General features: G+C 67.2%; 15 protein-coding genes. 7 read left to right on the top strand and 8 right to left on the bottom strand.

The annotated features are described in order from the left end of the window. Positions 1-2 precede the first annotated feature (2 nt). Entirely contained in the window at positions 3-614 is a 612-nt protein-coding gene (locus tag ACSC1W_RS03585) for a PH domain-containing protein (protein ID WP_435345491.1), read from the top strand. Further along, positions 611-1,165 (top strand): PH domain-containing protein, encoded by a 555-nt coding sequence (locus ACSC1W_RS03590; RefSeq protein WP_435345492.1) that lies wholly within the window; start codon positions 611-613, stop codon positions 1,163-1,165. The genes ACSC1W_RS03585 and ACSC1W_RS03590 overlap by 4 nt, the downstream gene beginning before the upstream one ends. 64 nt (positions 1,166-1,229) lie before the next feature. Here the strand turns inward: ACSC1W_RS03590 and ACSC1W_RS03595 are convergent, their stop codons facing one another. Further along, on the bottom strand, positions 1,230-2,963 hold the full coding sequence (locus ACSC1W_RS03595; RefSeq protein ID WP_435345493.1) for an acyl-CoA carboxylase subunit beta: 1,734 nt from the start codon (positions 2,961-2,963) through the stop codon (positions 1,230-1,232). A gap of 69 nt (positions 2,964-3,032) precedes the next feature. Beyond that, entirely contained in the window at positions 3,033-3,350 is a 318-nt protein-coding gene (locus ACSC1W_RS03600; RefSeq protein ID WP_435345494.1) for a hypothetical protein, read from the bottom strand. A gap of 273 nt (positions 3,351-3,623) precedes the next feature. Between ACSC1W_RS03600 and ACSC1W_RS03605 the strand changes: the two genes are divergently transcribed. After that, the gene (locus tag ACSC1W_RS03605) at positions 3,624-3,944 is read left to right on the top strand and encodes an ArsR/SmtB family transcription factor (protein ID WP_435345495.1); all 321 of its coding nucleotides are present in this window, start codon (positions 3,624-3,626) and stop codon (positions 3,942-3,944) included. A gap of 93 nt (positions 3,945-4,037) precedes the next feature. Continuing rightward, complete coding sequence (locus ACSC1W_RS03610; RefSeq protein WP_435345496.1) at positions 4,038-4,850, top strand: class I SAM-dependent methyltransferase; 813 nt, start codon at positions 4,038-4,040, stop codon at positions 4,848-4,850. 28 nt (positions 4,851-4,878) lie between these two features. On the opposite strand, the gene ACSC1W_RS03615 is transcribed toward ACSC1W_RS03610, so the two are convergent. The 3 genes from ACSC1W_RS03615 to ACSC1W_RS03625 all read right to left on the bottom strand — a co-directional run bounded on the left by ACSC1W_RS03615 (position 4,879) and on the right by ACSC1W_RS03625 (position 7,345). Beyond that, positions 4,879-5,739 carry a class 1 fructose-bisphosphatase gene (locus ACSC1W_RS03615; RefSeq protein ID WP_435345497.1) on the bottom strand — a complete coding sequence of 287 codons (861 nt, stop codon included), beginning with the start codon at positions 5,737-5,739 and terminating at the stop codon, positions 4,879-4,881. Further along, positions 5,736-6,527 (bottom strand): class I fructose-bisphosphate aldolase, encoded by a 792-nt coding sequence (locus ACSC1W_RS03620; protein ID WP_435345498.1) that lies wholly within the window; start codon positions 6,525-6,527, stop codon positions 5,736-5,738. Before ACSC1W_RS03620 ends, ACSC1W_RS03615 begins: the two co-directional genes overlap by 4 nt. 248 nt (positions 6,528-6,775) lie before the next feature. Further along, positions 6,776-7,345: a DUF7409 domain-containing protein gene (locus ACSC1W_RS03625; RefSeq protein WP_435345499.1), complete on the bottom strand. Its 570-nt coding sequence runs from the start codon at positions 7,343-7,345 to the stop codon at positions 6,776-6,778. A 135-nt stretch (positions 7,346-7,480) separates the two neighbouring features. Between ACSC1W_RS03625 and mre11 the strand changes: the two genes are divergently transcribed. Both mre11 and rad50 read left to right on the top strand, forming a co-directional pair. Beyond that, complete coding sequence (gene mre11, locus ACSC1W_RS03630) at positions 7,481-8,797, top strand: DNA double-strand break repair protein Mre11 (protein WP_435345500.1); 1,317 nt, start codon at positions 7,481-7,483, stop codon at positions 8,795-8,797. Then, the gene (gene rad50, locus ACSC1W_RS03635; RefSeq protein WP_435345501.1) at positions 8,794-11,493 is read left to right on the top strand and encodes a DNA double-strand break repair ATPase Rad50; all 2,700 of its coding nucleotides are present in this window, start codon (positions 8,794-8,796) and stop codon (positions 11,491-11,493) included. Before mre11 ends, rad50 begins: the two co-directional genes overlap by 4 nt. Before the next feature lie 18 nt (positions 11,494-11,511). Here rad50 and ACSC1W_RS03640 read toward each other — a convergent pair whose 3' ends face one another. The 3 genes from ACSC1W_RS03640 to ACSC1W_RS03650 all read right to left on the bottom strand — a co-directional run bounded on the left by ACSC1W_RS03640 (position 11,512) and on the right by ACSC1W_RS03650 (position 12,642). Further along, positions 11,512-11,940, bottom strand: coding sequence for a DUF7346 family protein (locus tag ACSC1W_RS03640; RefSeq protein WP_435345502.1), 429 nt, complete (start codon positions 11,938-11,940; stop codon positions 11,512-11,514). 24 nt (positions 11,941-11,964) lie between these two features. Further along, positions 11,965-12,405 (bottom strand): DUF7322 domain-containing protein, encoded by a 441-nt coding sequence (locus ACSC1W_RS03645; protein WP_435345503.1) that lies wholly within the window; start codon positions 12,403-12,405, stop codon positions 11,965-11,967. Positions 12,406-12,468: 63 nt separating this feature from the next. Next, positions 12,469-12,642 carry a DUF7331 family protein gene (locus tag ACSC1W_RS03650; protein WP_435346006.1) on the bottom strand — a complete coding sequence of 58 codons (174 nt, stop codon included), beginning with the start codon at positions 12,640-12,642 and terminating at the stop codon, positions 12,469-12,471. A 144-nt stretch (positions 12,643-12,786) separates the two neighbouring features. Here ACSC1W_RS03650 and ACSC1W_RS03655 point away from each other — a divergent pair, with 144 nt between their 5' ends. Then, on the top strand, positions 12,787-15,564 hold the full coding sequence (locus ACSC1W_RS03655; RefSeq protein WP_435345504.1) for a DNA-directed DNA polymerase: 2,778 nt from the start codon (positions 12,787-12,789) through the stop codon (positions 15,562-15,564). Positions 15,565-15,734 lie beyond the last annotated feature (170 nt).

The raw sequence follows: 15,734 nt of genomic DNA on the forward strand, positions 1-15,734 counted from the left end.
ACATGTCCGAGCACGAGTTCGACTGGCTGAGCCTCGACGAAGACGAGGAGATCGTCTGGTCGGCGACGCCACACCGGATGAGCATCGTTCCCGCCATGGTGATCGGCATCCCCCTCTCGCTGATACTCGTCGGTATCCCCATCGTGGCCGGGGCGTACCTCTGGCGCGAGAACACCAACTACGTCGTCACGACCGACGGCCTCTACCGGAAGTCCGGCGTGTTCTCCCGTGACGTCCAGAAGATAGACTTCGACAAGGTACAGAACATCTCCTTCAGCCAGGGCGTCGTCGGGACCTACTTCGGGTACGGGAACGTCGACATCTCGACGGCCGGCGGGTCCGGCGTCGAGATGCAGTTCATGTCCGTCTCCGACCCGAAGTCGGTCCAGGAGACCATCAACAGGCGCATCAAGGCGGCGCGTGGACGGTCGGACAGCGAGGAGGCGACGGACAAGGAGCAGGTGCTGGACGAGATTCTGACCGAACTCCGGGCGATGCGCGAGACGTTCGAGCGCATCGAGGCAGGGGAGGCCGACGGCCCGGCGCGTGACGACGCCCCTGGCCGGAAGACGGGCCACGGCGACCGACCGACGACCGACGCTCCGGACCGATGAGCCGCGACTGGCTCACGCTGGAGGACGGGGAGGAGGTCCTCTGGGCGGCCTCGCCCCGGGTCCAGACTGTTCTGCCGTGGCTGGCCGTCGGACTGGCGCTCGCGGTGGTGCCCTTCGTCCTCTCTGGAGTGCCGCGACCCGTCGCGCTCGTCGGGGTCCTGCCGCCGGCACTCGCGTACCTGTACGTCACCAACACGGAGTTCGTCGTGACGAACCGTCGCTGCTACCGGAAGTCGGGCGTGCTCTCGCGGTCGGTGCTCGCGGTGTCGTTCGAGACGGTCGAGAACAGCGCCTACGAGCAGGGCGTCCTCGGAACGGCGTTCGGTTACGGGACCGTCGAGATAGACACCGCCGGTGGGATGGGGACCGAGTTGACCTTCTGGAAGATAGCGGACCCCCGGTCGGTCCAGTCCCTCGTCCTCGACCAGCGCGACGCGGCCCGGACCGGTGCCGACGAGATTCCCGGCACCGTCGAGCAGTGGCAGGCCGTGCTGGCGGAGGTACGACGGCTCCGGGCGGCGGCCGAGCGCCACCGGCGCTCGGTCCGGTGATTGGGGACCGCCTGTACTGCGCCGGTACCAGAACGGCGGCGCCGTGAGAGTGCGGTGCGGTCGGCTACAGGACCGTCCCGTGTTTCTTGTCGGGCAGGTCCTTCTCGACGGTCTCGTAGAACCGGAACCGGTTCTCCAGTTCGGTCCGGAGCGACGACGGCGGTACGATCTCGTCGATGACGACCTCGCTGGCCATGCGGTGGACGTCGATGTCCTCGCGGTACTCCTCGCGGAGTTCGGCCTCGCGCTCTGCGCGCTCGTCGGGGTCGTCGATCTCGGATAGCTTGCGGGCGTACACCGCGTTGATGGCCGCTTCGGGGCCCATGATGGCTATCTCGCCCGACGGGAGCCCGATGGTCGACTCGGGGTCGTACGCCGGCCCCGACATGGCGTAGATGCCGGCGCCGTAGGCCTTCCTGACGACGACGCACTGCTTCGGGACCGTCGCCGAGGAGGTGGCGTATATCATCTTCTTGCCCTTCTCCAGGATGGCGTCTTTCTCGACCTGCGACCCGGCCATGAAACCGGGCGTGTCCGCCAGGTAGAGGAGGGGGACGTTGAACGCGTCTGACTTCCAGATGAACTCGGCGGCCTTCTCGGCGGCGTCGGGGAAGATGGCCCCGGCGCGCTGTGCCGGCTGGTTGGCGACGATGCCGACCGGGCGACCGTCGATGCGGGCGTACGCCGTGAGTATCTCCTTCCCGTAGTCGGGTCGCAACTCGAAGTAGGACCCCTCGTCGACGATGCGGTCGATGACGTCGGTCATGTCGTAGCCGCGGTTCGGCTCCTGCGGGACGACGCTGTCGATGCCTGCAGGCGACTTCGCCGGGGGCTTCGGCTCCGACTTCGGCGGGTCCTGGTCGCTGTTGTCGGGCAGGTAGGTGACGAGCTGGGCGACGAGTTCGCGGGCGTGCTCCTCGTCCTCGGCGACGAGGTCTGCGCTCCCCGACTCGGTGGCGTGCATCTGCGGACCACCGAGGTCCTGCATCGAGATGTCCTCGCCGGTGACCATCTGGACCATCCGGGGCGAGGCGATGGCCATCGCCGACATCCCCTCGACCATGATGGTGAAGTCGGCGAACACCGGCGTGTACGCGGCGCCGGCGATGCACGGGCCGTACAGCACGCATATCTGTGGGACGCGCCCGGAGAGCATCGAGTGGTTGTAGTAGTACTTCCCGATGCCCTCCCGGTTGGCGAAGAAGCCGGTCTGCTGGTCGATGCGACCGCCGGAGGAGTCCATCAGGTACAGCACCGGCCGGCCGGTCTTCAGGGCGCGCTGTTGCATCCGGAGGAACTTCTCGACGCCCTTCGCGGCCATGCTCCCGCGCTTGACCGTCCAGTCGTTCGCCATGAAGTGGAGGTCGCGCCCCTCGAACGTCGCGCCGCCCGTGATGAGGCCGTCGGCTGGGATGCGGTCGTCGGCGTCGAACTCGGCGAACTTGCCGTCCTCGAACAGGAAGGCGTCGTCTGCGCCACCGAACCAGAGGTCGAGGCGGTCGCGGACGAAGAGTTTGCCCTCCTCCGGCAGGGTCTCCTTGTACTTCTCCGGGCCGCCCTGGAGGATGTCCTCGATCTCCTCGACCAGTCGCTCCTCGCGTTCGGTTGGTCCGAGTCCGTCTTCGGCCGCGACCCCGGGCGCGCCGCCGGCCCGTGGCTCCGGCGCGTCGTGTGTCGCCGCCGGTTCGTCGGCCTGGCCGACGTAGACGGCCACCTCGTCGCCGACGTGCTCGGCGAGCGCCGCGGCGATGGCGGAGGCCTCCTCGTCGGAGGCGCCCTCGCTGATGCGCACTTTCATGGTACGGCGTGCGCGGCGTTCGGTGAGAAAGGTTTCCCTTTACGGTTGGTGCAGGGATTGCCGACCGGGTCAGAGCGACGACCGGTTTCGCGCGACGGTCCGGCGGACGCGGTAGAACGTCGCGACAGCGCCGGCGACGAGGCCGACCGCGCCGACGAACACCGCCATCGTGAGACCCATCCCGAACAGGACCCCGGCGAGTTCCCCGCCCTGCGGGAAGAGGTACGGGACGGTCGCCGTCAGCGAGAGTATCGCCAACTCGGCCAGGAGCCAGCGAACCACCCACGGATAGCGGTTCCGTAGCTGTATCACCGTCCCCCTGTCCAGGGAGAAGTCGATGCTCGGACGTTCGGCCGTTCCGGCACGTCCTCGGTAGCTCTCGGTCATCGTCCATCGCGCGATTGGACCGCGACGGAAAAGGGAGTGGTGCCTATTCTGGCGTCCTGAAGCTCGACGGGGACGAAAACGGCGACAGAGTACACCAGTTCGGGACGGCACTCGTCGACGCGCGACGGCCGGTCGGAAGAGTCGACGCGTCGGGCGTCACGCCGGCCGATGTGGAAGCGCCGGCGCACCGGGCCGTCGTCGGGCGCGTTCTCACGCAGTGAAACTGCCCCCGAACGCCCACGTTTTTTCCCTCCGTGCCCCGTCGGACCCCACGTGGCGAACGAGTGGGACGCAGACACGCTGTTCGACGTGTTCGAGCGCGCGGACGCCAGACGGATACTCGCGCTGACGTCGGTCGAGGCGATGTCGGCCAAGGAACTCGCAGAGCGCTGTGACGCCTCGGAGGCGACCATCTACCGGCGCATCGACGTCCTCCAGGACCACGACCTCGTCGTCGAACGGGAGCGCGTCGACGACGACGGCAACCACTTCCGGACCTACGAGACGAACCTCGACGAGGTCCGGTTCCGGTTGCGAGACGGCGGGTTCGACATCGACGTGACGTACCGCCGAGACCTAGTCGACGACGTCTGACGGGGTCTGGCCACGACACGGACCGGAGACGTACGACGTATCTTGTCGGCTGGAACGTATATCGGCGTCCGGCCGGAACGTATCGGACGACCGATGACCGACGACGATGCTCCCGCCGACGCACGGAACGACGAGCACCCCGACCGACCGTGGGAGGGGTACGACGAACTGGCGGACAGACGGCCGTCGTCGGGTGGTCGCTCTGCAGACGCCGACGGCGATGGGGACACGCCCGACGACGGCCGTGGCGGGACGGACGACTGGGCCTCGCCCTGGGGGGACAACCCCCTCCAGCGCCACTACTCGTGGCCGGCGACCCGGGAGCACGTCCCGTCACTCGACGGGAGCCGCGTACTCGACGCCGGTTGTGGCGTCGGTGCACACGTCGACTGGTTGCTCGACCGGGGTGCCAGCGTCGTCGGCGTCGACGCCAGCAAACGGGCGGTCGAACGGGTGCGCGAGCGCTTCGGCGACCGGGCGACGTTCGAGCAGACCGACCTCTCCGGGTCCCTCCCGTTCGAGGACGGGTCGTTCGACGTCGTTCTGTCTCATCTCGTCCTCGACCACGTCGCCGACCTCACACGAGCGTTCGAGTCGTTCCACCGGGTCCTCGTCGATGGTGGCGTCCTCGTCTTCACCGTCGTCCACCCGTTCCAGTTGTTCAGCGCGTACGACGAGGTGGACCGGTACTACGAGCCGACGCCCGTCGAACTCGGCTGGGATGCGCCCGTGACGACGTTCCACCGCCCACTCTCGGCCGTGCTGACGCCCCTCGCAGGCGCCGGGTTCAGACTCGACCGGTTCGCGGAACCCGAACCGCCCGCGTCGTACCTCCCGCTGGCGAACGACGACTGGGAGGTCCAGAGACGACCACAGATATGCGTGGTTCGGGCGACGGCCGAGTGAGCCGGTTTCGGGTTTCGAGGGCGGTCGCTCAGTCCAGCGCCGCTTCGAGGCGTTCGACGTACTCGGTACTGCCGACGTGGAGGGGGACGCGCTGGTGGAGCTCGGTCGGTTCGACGTCGAGGAGCGACCGGGTCCCGTCGGAGGATGCGCCGCCCGCCGTCTCGACGACGTAGCCGATCGGGATGCCCTCGAACTGGAGGCGGAGTTTCCCGTCGGGTGCGGATTCGAGCGCGGGGTACGCGAAGATGCCGCCGTAGGTGACGATCTGGTTCACGTCGGCTATCATCGCGCCGCCGTACCGCAGTTTCAGTTCGTCCTCGACCTCGTCGACGTAGTCGGCGAAGTCGTCCGGCCAGTCGGGGACGCGACCGCCGAACCCGTACACGACGGGGTCGTCGGGGATGGACACGTCGCGCTCGACGACGCCACGGTCCTCGCTGGTGAGTTCGTACTCGACGACGGTGTCGTCGTAGGCGACGAGCAGCGTCGTGATGGGGCCGTAGAGGACGTAGCCGGCGGCGACGAGGTCCGTGCCGGCGGCGGGCAGTTCGGCGTCGTACACGCCGAAGATGGTTCCCATCGCGTTGTTGGACTTGAGGTTCGACGACCCGTCGAGGGGGTCGACGGCGACGGCGACGCCCTCGCCGCAGTCGACGACCGCCGGGCGCTCCTCGCTGGCGTACTGGCCGACGCCGTCGATGCTCGCCAGGCGGTCTTCCAGCAGTTCGTCGGCCCACACGTCGGCCTCGGCCTGCGCCTCGCCGCTGGGGTTCTCCTCGTCGACCATGCCACGTCGGCCGACGAGTCCGCGGCGAATCTCGGGAGCGCTCCGACAGATGGCGTCGACGATCTCGTCGACCACCTCCGCGTGGGGTTCGGCCGCCTTCATCGGTCGAGGGCTTCCTCGGCGGAGGCCCCCTCGTAGATGACGGCTTCGAGGGCGTCGAGTATCTCGCGGGGGTTCTCGCGCTGCCAGACGTTCCGTCCGACGGCGAGGCCCTTCCCGCCCGCCGCCATGCAGCCCTCGACCTGCTTGAGGAAGGCGTAGTCGTCGGTCTTCGACCCGCCGGACATGACGACCTTGACCTTGCCCGCGGCGTCGACGGCCCACTCCATGTCCTCGGGCGAACCGGGGTACTTGACCTTCGCGACGTCAGCACCGAGTTCGAGCGCCTGCCGGGTGGCGTAAGCGATGGTCTCGGGGGCACGGTCGTTCTTGAGGCCCTGGCCGCGCGGGTAGGACCACATGACCATCGGCACGTCGTACTCGCGGGCGTCCTCCTGGGCCTCGCGGAACTCCTCGGCCATCTCGATCTCGTGGTTCGACCCGCCGTAGAGGGTGAACCCGAGCGCGTCGGCACCGACCTCCTCGACGGCGTACTCGACCGAGCAGTTGACCGCCGAGTCGGGTTCGCCCATCCAGAGGTTCGACGTGCCGTTGAGTTTCATGAGGAGGTTCACGTCGTCCTCGTAGGACGGGTAGTACGCCTCCGCGACGCCCTTCTGGACCGCCATCGCGGTCACGGCGTCGTGCGTCGCCACGTCGAACACCGTCGACGGGTCGATGGTCTCCGGGACTGGTTCGAAGTCGACTGGACCGTGTTCGAGGCCGTGGTCCATCGCCAGAATCAGTACCTTTCCGTCTCGCACGATGGGAGAGTCGTCGATGGGTCGCATTCGGTTGGAAGTTCCGCCAACCGCGTATAAAAATATGGTGTTCGTAACGGTGTTCGGTGATACGGCCTCACGCGAGGACTCGGGCCCGCTACCGCGTTCTCGACTCGTTTTTCACATCCGAGAATCGCACTACTTTCGTAGTAAATGTTTCGCCGGGGCTCGGCGCTGGAACGCGGCCAGAGCAGACGGGACCCGTGGTCAGGACTCGCCGGGTGACGCTGCTAGCCGTCGAGACACAGGGCGGACGGTTACGGGTCGGTCATCGCGTCGCGTGCCGCGAAGCGCCAGGTCCGGGCCTGCATCACGTCCACGTCCAGGGCGTCCGCGAGCGAAGACGCGTCGACGACGGCCAGCTGGCGAACCGAGTTGATGCCGGCCTCCATCAGCTGCTCCGCGACGTAGCCGTCGACTACCGTCTCGACGGGCGTCGGGCGGTCCCGGTCGGCCCAGACGTCGACCGCCTCGCGCTCGACCGGGTCGAACTCCTCCACGCCGAGTTCCTCCCAGTCGCTCGTGCTCGCGGCGACCCAGTCGCGTTCGTCCTCGTGCAGCCCGTTCATCTTCTCCGCGCGCTCGTCCAGCCCGTCGCCCATGGCCGACGACCACGACAGCGAGTACTGCCGCCTGAGGTCCGTCGCGAGGTCGGGTTCGACGCCCGCCTCGACGAGGTCCGTGTAGGTCACCCGCTTCTCGGTGATGTCCCTCGCCGACACCTCTGCGTCCGTCAACTGTGCGGCCGCGACCGGTGTGACGCCGTCGAGTGTCGCCAGCGTCTCCGCGTCTGCGACCAGCTTCTCGCCGCCATCCTCCGTACCCATCCGTTCGAGTCGTCAATTACCATACTCGCTCTTGAATCTTGTCGTGGGGGACGGTCCCCGACCGCGTCGAACGGACGCCACCCGCGACGACCGGACCGCGGAACGTCTATAGGGTGGAAGGCAATAGAGGGCGACATGACACGGGTGATCCACACTGGCGACACCCACCTCGGGTATCGCCAGTACCACTCGCCGGACCGCAGGGCGGACTTCCTCCGGGCGTTCCGGCGCGTCGTCACGGACGCCATCGAGGACGACGTCGACGCCGTCGTCCACGCAGGCGACCTGTTCCACGACCGACGCCCGGGCCTGCAGGACCTCCAGGGGACGGTCGCGGCCCTCGACGACCTCGCCGACGCGGGGATACCCTTCCTCGCCGTCGTCGGCAACCACGAGGGGAAGCGAGACGGCCAGTGGCTCGACCTGTTCGAGGACCTCGGACTCGCGACCAGACTCGGGCGCGACCCACACGTTATCGGCGACACCGCTTTCTACGGCCTCGACTTCGTGCCCCGCTCTCGCCGCGAGGACCTCGACTACGAGTTCGCGGCCCACGACGCCGAGTACGCGCTGCTCGTCAGTCACGGCCTGTTCGAACCGTTCGCCCACGCGGACTGGGACACCGAACGCCTCCTCGCCGAGGCGACGGTCGACTTCGACGCGATGCTCGTCGGCGACAACCACGCACCCGGCGTGGAACAGGTCGACGGAACCTGGGTCACCTACTGCGGGTCGACCGAGCGCGTGAGCGCCAGCGAGCGGGACGACCGCGGCTACAACATCGTCACCACCGACGACGAGGTCGCCATCAGTCGCCGGGGCATCCCCGACACGCGGCCGTTCCGCTTCGTCGACGTCGACCTCGCGCCAGACGAGGGCGTCGAACGCGTGCGAGAGGCGGTGCGCGAACACGACTGCGAGGACGCCGTCGTGGTCGTCACCGTCACCGGCGACGGTGAACCGGTCTCGCCGGCACCCGTCGAGGAACTGGCCATCGACCGCGGCGCACTCGTCGCCCGGGTCAACGACCGCCGGGAGTTCGACGAGGACCGCGAGGTCGAGGTGTCGTTCGCCGACCCAGACGAGGCGGTCCGCGAGCGCGTCCGGGAACTCGGCCTGAGCAGGGCCGCCCGGGACGTGGACGAGACCGTCCGGGCGTCGAAGGTCGCCGACTCGAACGTCCGCGACTCGGTGAAAGAGCGGGTCGACGCCCTCATCGACGAGGACGACCTCGACGCCTTCGAGGGCGTGGACGGGGCTCTCGCCGACGAGGACCCCGTCGAATCCGACGGGACCGGCGCTGCCTCCGCCGACGGCGGTGACGCAGCAGGGTCGGACGCCGCGGGGTCAGACGCCGCGGACCGGGACGAGGTGGCACCGGAGGACGAACCGTCCGAAGACGAACCGACCGACGGAACGGACTCGCAGTCGTCCATGGAGGAGTTCCTGTGAGGGTCGACCGCGTCCGTCTCTCGAACTTCAAGTGCTACGGCGACGCCGACCTGCGCCTGGACCGGGGCGTCACGGTCGTCCACGGCGTCAACGGGAGTGGAAAGTCCAGCCTGCTCGAAGCATGCTTCTTCGCGCTCTACGGGTCGGCGGCCGTCCCCGGGACGCGCGAGGACGTCATCCGAACGGGCGAGGAGGACTGTGCGGTCGAACTCTGGTTCACCCACGACGGGGTCGACTACCACCTCGAACGGAGCCTGAAGGACTACGGCGACCGGGTTTCCCACGACTGCCTGCTCGAGGGCGGCGACGCCTCGTGGGAAGGCCCCAGCGCCGTCGACACGGCCGTCACCGACCTCCTGCGGATGGACGCCGACGCGTTCGTCAACTGCGCGTACGTCCGCCAGGGGGAGGTGAACAAGCTCATCCACGCCACCCCCTCTGAGCGACAGGACGTCATCGACGACCTGCTCCAGCTCGGGAGACTGGAGGAGTACCGCGAGCGCGCCAGCGAGGCCAGACTCGGCGTGAGCGACGTACTGACGGACGTTCGAGGACAGCGGAAGACGCTCGTCGAACAGGTCGAGGCGAAGGAGGACAAGGGCCTCCACGACAGCCTCAACGACCTCGAGACGGAACTCGAGGAGACCCGGAGCGATATCGCGCGCCTGGAGGAGAACCTCGACGAGGCGGAGACGACGAGGGACGAGGCGCAGGCGGTGCTCGACGACCAGGAGGAAAAGCGCGAGACGCTCGAATCAGTCGCCGCGGACGTCGAGGAACTCCAGACGGACATCGCCGAGACCGAACGCGAGCGCGAGGAACTGAAGTCGAAGCTACGCGACCGGACGGACGAACTCGACGCCCTGTGCGAGGAGCGCGACGACCTGCTCGCCGAGGCCGACCTGCCCGACGCGACCGACCTGCCGGACGACGTGGACGCGGACGACGACGAGGCGCTGGTCGACTATCGCCTGTCGGAACTCGAATCGCGGTCGGAGGCGCTCCAGGAGCGGATCAACGAGTTGTCCGTCGACATCGGCTCGAAGACCGACGAGGCCGAGCGCCTGGCCGAGCGCGCCGCCGACCTCGAATCCGAGGCCGACGAGAGGCGCGAATCGGCCGCCGACCTCGAATCCGAGGCCGACGAGGCCGCGGACGAACTCGCCGAACTCGAAGCGAAGCTGGACGGCTTCGACGACCGCATCGAAGCACACCGGGAGGCGTTCGAGGACGCACCCATCGCGTTCGGCGACGCCGAGACGCACCTCGAAGACCTGCGAGAGGACCGCGAGGAGCGACGCGAGACCGCTAGCGAGCGCCGGACCGAGGTCGAGACACTCCGGAACCGCATCGAGGAGGCCGAGGAACTGCTCGACCAGGGCAAGTGTCCGGAGTGCGGGCAGACGGTCGACGGGTCACCCCACGTCGACTCGCTGGAGGAGGACCGGGCCGAACTGGAGTCGCGGGAGTCAGACCTCGCCGACGTCGAGGCCGAACTCGAGGACCTCGACGAACGCATCGACCGCGCCGAGGACCTCCGCGAGGCCGAGCGGGCGGTCGAGAATCTGGAGGAGAACCGGCGGAACATCGAGCAACTGCGCGAGGAGAAGGCGGCAAACGTCGAGGACAGACGAGCGCGTGCGGCGGACCTCCGCGAGGAGGCGGACGAACTCGACACCGAGGCGACCGAGACGCGCGAGGAGGCCGAGCGAACGCGCGAGGCGGCCGACGAACTGCGGAGCGACCTCGGCGAGGCGAACGGCGAGCAGGCCGAGGTGAAGGCCGAGGTCGAGACGCTCGAGCACCTCTCCGACCTGTTCGGCGAGATCGCGGCGACCGAGGGGACGGTCGAACGACTGCGCGACGAGCGCGAGAGCAAGGCCGAACTGAACGAGGAGCGTCGGGAGCGCCTGTCCGAGAAGCGCGAACGAAAGTCTGAACTCGAAGCCGAGGTCGACGAGGGACGCGTCGACACAGCCCGGGCCGAGAAAGAACGCGCCGAGGACTACATCGAACAGGCGACGGAGGCGCTGGAATCGCTCGAATCGGAAGAGGACGAACTCCGGGACCGTATCGGTGGCGTCCGCAAGGAGCTCTCGGAACTCGAATCGCTCAGGGCAGACCGCGACGCGCTCGACGAACGCGTCGCCGCGCTCGAATCCCTCTACGACGAGGCCCAGGACCTCCAGGAGATGTACAGCGACCTGCGTGCGGAACTGCGGCGCCGGAACGTCGAGACGCTCGAACGGATGCTCAACGAGACGTTCGAACTGGTCTACCAGAACGACTCCTACTCCCACATCGAACTCTCCGGCGACTACGAACTCACGGTCTACCAGAAGGACGGCGAGACGCTCGACCCCGAGCAGTTGTCCGGCGGCGAGCGGGCGCTGTTCAACCTGAGCCTCCGGTGTGCCATCTACCGCCTGCTCTCGGAGGGCGTCGAGGGGGCCGCACCGATGCCGCCACTCATCCTCGACGAACCGACCGTGTTCCTCGACTCGGGACACGTCACGCAGTTGCTGACGCTCGTCGAGACGATGCGCTCCGAGTACGGCGTCGAGCAGATACTGCTCGTGAGCCACGACGAAGAACTCGTCGGCGCGGCCGACTCGCTGGTCCACGTCGAGAAGAACCCGACGACGAACCGTTCGACGGTGACCCGGGGCGAGCGACCCATCGTCGGACTGGACTGAGGGCGACGCTACGCTACTCTACGCTCCACGTCGCAGTTCTCCGACCCCCTCGACGGCGAGGTCGGTCGCCTCGTAGCCGCGTTCGCCCGCGACGCGTGCCTCCTCGACCAGCCCTGCTGCGCGGAACTCGGTCAACAGGCCGAGGAGGTCGCTCTCGCAGAGGTCGTACTCGCCCAGGAGGGTTCGGACACCGACGGGGCCCCGGTCGACGAGTTCGACGAGCAGGCCGAGCGACCGGTCGTCGTGAGTCGCGCTCAGGACGCGCCTGACCCCCGGGGAGACGGCGCTGGCCGCGACGTCGAGGGGCGACGACCCGGTAGCGTCGTGCAGGGACTCGTTCGCCACGTACCGTTCGGTACCCGTCTCGGGGTCGCGGACGAGCGTCGACTCGTCCGACTCCTTGACGACGAGATAGCTGTTACCGTCGGCGTCCCGGACCGTTCGCATACGCCGACGTTCGGCCCCGACGGGTTAGTCGTTGTCGTCGGCGACGTCGTTCGAGGCATCCTCGCCCGTGGCGTCGTCGTCGGTACTCTCCTCGTCGCCGCCACCCTCATCGTCGTCGTCGTCGAACGACGAGGCGCTCGTGTCCCACGTCCGAAGCCGATAGTAGCCGTAGCCGAAGCAGACGGCGCCGGCGAGCAGGAGTCGGCCGCCCGTGGTCCAGTCCCCCCGGAAGACGACGAGCATCGCGCCGAGACTGCCGGCGAGCAGCGCCGCGTTGAACGCGAGGACGAGCACCCAGAACCGGCGCTGTAGCTCTCCAGGGACGCTCCCCTCGGCGGTGGACTGCGGGGTCCCGGAACCGGGAATCCGCACCGACGGTGCCAGTTGCTCCTCGTAGTCGGTGAGGTCGGCCTCGGGGTCGGGTTCGCCGGGTCCCTTCTCGTCCTTCAGCACGTCGTCCAGCACACAGAAACGTTGGGCCGACGTCGGGAAAAACGTTCCTCGTCGGGTCGGTGCCCCGGTGGCGTCTCAGGCGCTCTCTCGTAGCGAGAACGTTCGGGTGGCTTCCAACCACGCGAGCGGGTTCTCCGCGTCGTAGAATACGACGCTGTCGTCGGTCTCGTATGTCTCGATAGACTCGATGCCGTCGTTCTCGTCCCTGTCGGCCGTACGTCCGTTTGATTCAGTTGCGTGGTCGGACAAGCCGTTCACCTCTGGACGGTGCTAAGCCGTACCAGGGTATATGTCTTGTTGCCGTCGGCGAAATCCGCTGGTACCTCCCCGGCCGTCCGGACCACCGGGGTTCGAATCGCGGACATTTTAGTCGCTCCACACCAAGCGAGGCCAATGACCGACTCTCGGGACGCGACCCAGTCGACGCTCGCCGGATTCGACGGGAGCGCCGACACCGACGATGGCCTCGACCAGGCGGACCTCGTCGCCGAGGCGGAGGCGATTACCACGCCCGGCCTCGAGAACTCAGACATCGTCGAGAGCGACGAAGCGCTGTTTCCCGACCCGGACGGCGTCCTCGAACTCGCCGTGATGCAGGTCGACTACACCGTCGAGGGGGCCGGCGAACACGAACAGCCGGTGATGCACGTCTTCGGGCGCACCGAGGACGGGACGGCCGAACACGTCATGGTGTTCGGGTTCCAGCCGTACTTCTACGCCCCGACGGAGTCGCTCGACGAGGACGACCTCGAGTCCGAGGACGTCATCACCGGGTGGGAGGAGACCGACGAGGACGGCGACCCGTACGTGAGCATCCGGGGGGAGCACCTGACGAAGATATTCGGCCGGACGCCCCGCGACGTCGGGAACATCCGCGACCGCTTCGACCACTACGAGGCCGACGTGCTGTTCCCGAACCGGTTCCTCGTCGACAAGGGCATCAACAGCGGCATCCGGGTCCCCGACCGACGCGGCGAGAGCGGCGCGGTCCGGGTCCCCCACGAGGAGGTCGATGCTTGCGACGTCACGGCGACGCCGCGCGTGAACACGTTCGACATCGAGGTCGACGACCGGAACGGCTTCCCCGAGGACGGCGAGGAGCCGATACTCTGTCTCACCTCGCACGACTCGTACGACGACGAGTACGTCGTCTGGCTCGCCGTCGCAGACGAGTTCGACGGCGAGGCGCCCGGTGCGCTCCCCGAGTACGACCCCATCGAGGGCGACATCGACCTGCGCGTCGAGACGTTCGACGGGGCGGACGAGGAGGAGGCGGAGATGCGGATGCTCGACGCGTTCCTCGACTACGTCGACGAGACGGACCCCGACATCACGACCGGGTGGAACTTCGAGGACTTCGACGCGCCGTACCTGCTCGACCGCCTCGAGTTGCTGGACTCGTCCATGCACGACTACGACCTGGACCCCGACCGCCTCTCCCGCGTGAACGAGGTCTGGCGGTCCGGCTGGGGCGGCCCGAACGTGAAGGGGCGCGTGGTCTTCGACCTCCTGTACGCGTACAAGAGCCGGCAGTTCTCCGAACTCGACTCCTACCGACTGGACGCCGTCGGCGAGCAGGAACTCGGCGTCGGCAAGGAGCGCTACACGGGCGACATCGGCGACCTCTGGGAGGACGACCCCGGCCGCCTGCTGGAGTACAACCTCAGGGACGTCGAACTCTGCGTCGAACTCGACCGCAAGCAAGACATCGTCTCGTTCTACGACGAGGTCCGGACGTTCGTCGGGTGCAAGATAGAGGACGCGCCGACGGCGGGCGACGCCGTCGACATGTACGTCCTCCAGAAGGTCAGCGGCCGGTGGGCGCTGCCCTCGAAGGGCAAACAGGAGTCCGAGGACTACGAGGGTGGGGCGGTGTTCGACCCCATCACGGGCGTCAAGGAGATGGTGACGGTGCTCGACCTGAAGTCGCTCTACCCGATGTGCATGGTGACCATCAACGCCAGTCCCGAGACGAAGGTCGACCCCGACTCCTTCGACGGGGAGACCTACCGTGCCCCGAACGGGACCCACTTCCGGAAGGACCGGGACGGGATGATCCGGGCGATGGTCGACGAACTGCTCGAGGAACGCGAGGACAAGAAGTCCCTGCGGAACCAGTACGACCCGGGGAGCGAGGACTACGAGCGCTACGACCAGCAACAAGGAGCTGTCAAGGTTATTATGAATTCTCTCTACGGCGTGCTTGGATGGGACCGTTTCCGCCTGTACGACAAAGAGATGGGCGCGGCCGTGACCGCAACTGGGCGTGAGGTTATCGAGTTCACCGAACAGGCTGCGAACGAAATCAACTACCAAGTAGCTTATGGTGACACCGACTCGGTAATGTTGGAACTTGGACGGGAAGTCTCTCCCGAGGAGGCCATAGAGCAGTCATTCGAGATCGAGGAGCACATCAACGACTCCTACGACGAATTCGCGCACGACGAACTGAACGTCGACGTGGAGGGCGGAGAGGAACACCGCTTCCAGATCGAGTTCGAGAAGCTCTACCGCCGGTTCTTCCAGGCTGGCAAGAAGAAGCGCTACGCCGGCCACATCATCTGGAAGGAGGGCAAGCACGTCGACGACGTCGACATCACGGGCTTCGAGTACAAGCGTTCGGACATCGCCCCGATTACGAAGGAGGTCCAGCACGAGGTCATCGACAAGGTGGTCCGCGGTGCCGACGAGTCCGAGATCACGGACTACGTCCACGACGTCATCGAACGCTTCCGCGACGGGGAATACAGCTACGACGAGATAGCCATCCCGGGCGGCATCGGCAAGCGACTCGACGACTACGACACGGACACGGCCCACGTTCGCGGGGCGAAGTACGCGAACCTGCTGCTCGGGACGAACTTCGACCGCGGGTCCAAGCCGAAGCGCATCTACCTGAAGAAGGTCCACCCATCCTACTTCGAGCGCATGGAGGACGAGGAGGGCTTCGACGCCCGGACCGACCACCGGTACGGCGAGTTCAAGCGGGAACAGGACGTCATCTGCTTCGAGTACGACGACCAGATACCCGGGGAGTTCGAGGTGGACTACGACAAGATGCTGGAGAAGACGCTCCAGGGGCCCATCGAACGCGTCCTCGAAGCCCTGGGCATCTCGTGGGAAGAGGTCAAGTCGGGACAGCAACAGACCGGCCTCGGGAACTTCATGTGACCGCGCCCACGTCACCGTCGTCGAAGGGGAGGATCCGGGCCGGCCCTGATCGTCGAGGGCGTCGATACTCTGCCCGGATGGTTCTACATTCGCGAAAAATATTTACCGATACAGGAATCGAACGGAGGTAGATACGCAAGCATTATGGGGCGGACACCCCTTGGCTAGAC

Origin of the sequence: Haloarchaeobius marinus (assembly GCF_051207415.1) — an archaeon.
Taxonomy (GTDB): domain Archaea; phylum Halobacteriota; class Halobacteria; order Halobacteriales; family Natrialbaceae; genus Haloarchaeobius.

What these genes read in the sequence shown, in the direction of transcription:
- ACSC1W_RS03585 (WP_435345491.1), top strand. Translation starts at nt 3, where the DNA reads ATGTCCGAGCACGAGTTCGACTGGCTGAGCCTCGACGAAGACGAGGAG.
- ACSC1W_RS03590 (WP_435345492.1), top strand. Translation starts at nt 611, where the DNA reads ATGAGCCGCGACTGGCTCACGCTGGAGGACGGGGAGGAGGTCCTCTGG.
- ACSC1W_RS03595 (WP_435345493.1), bottom strand. Translation starts at nt 2,963, where the DNA reads ATGAAAGTGCGCATCAGCGAGGGCGCCTCCGACGAGGAGGCCTCCGCC.
- ACSC1W_RS03600 (WP_435345494.1), bottom strand. Translation starts at nt 3,350, where the DNA reads ATGACCGAGAGCTACCGAGGACGTGCCGGAACGGCCGAACGTCCGAGC.
- ACSC1W_RS03610 (WP_435345496.1), top strand. Translation starts at nt 4,038, where the DNA reads ATGACCGACGACGATGCTCCCGCCGACGCACGGAACGACGAGCACCCC.
- ACSC1W_RS03615 (WP_435345497.1), bottom strand. Translation starts at nt 5,739, where the DNA reads ATGAAGGCGGCCGAACCCCACGCGGAGGTGGTCGACGAGATCGTCGAC.
- ACSC1W_RS03620 (WP_435345498.1), bottom strand. Translation starts at nt 6,527, where the DNA reads ATGCGACCCATCGACGACTCTCCCATCGTGCGAGACGGAAAGGTACTG.
- ACSC1W_RS03625 (WP_435345499.1), bottom strand. Translation starts at nt 7,345, where the DNA reads ATGGGTACGGAGGATGGCGGCGAGAAGCTGGTCGCAGACGCGGAGACG.
- mre11 (WP_435345500.1), top strand. Translation starts at nt 7,481, where the DNA reads ATGACACGGGTGATCCACACTGGCGACACCCACCTCGGGTATCGCCAG.
- ACSC1W_RS03640 (WP_435345502.1), bottom strand. Translation starts at nt 11,940, where the DNA reads ATGCGAACGGTCCGGGACGCCGACGGTAACAGCTATCTCGTCGTCAAG.
- ACSC1W_RS03655 (WP_435345504.1), top strand. Translation starts at nt 12,787, where the DNA reads ATGACCGACTCTCGGGACGCGACCCAGTCGACGCTCGCCGGATTCGAC.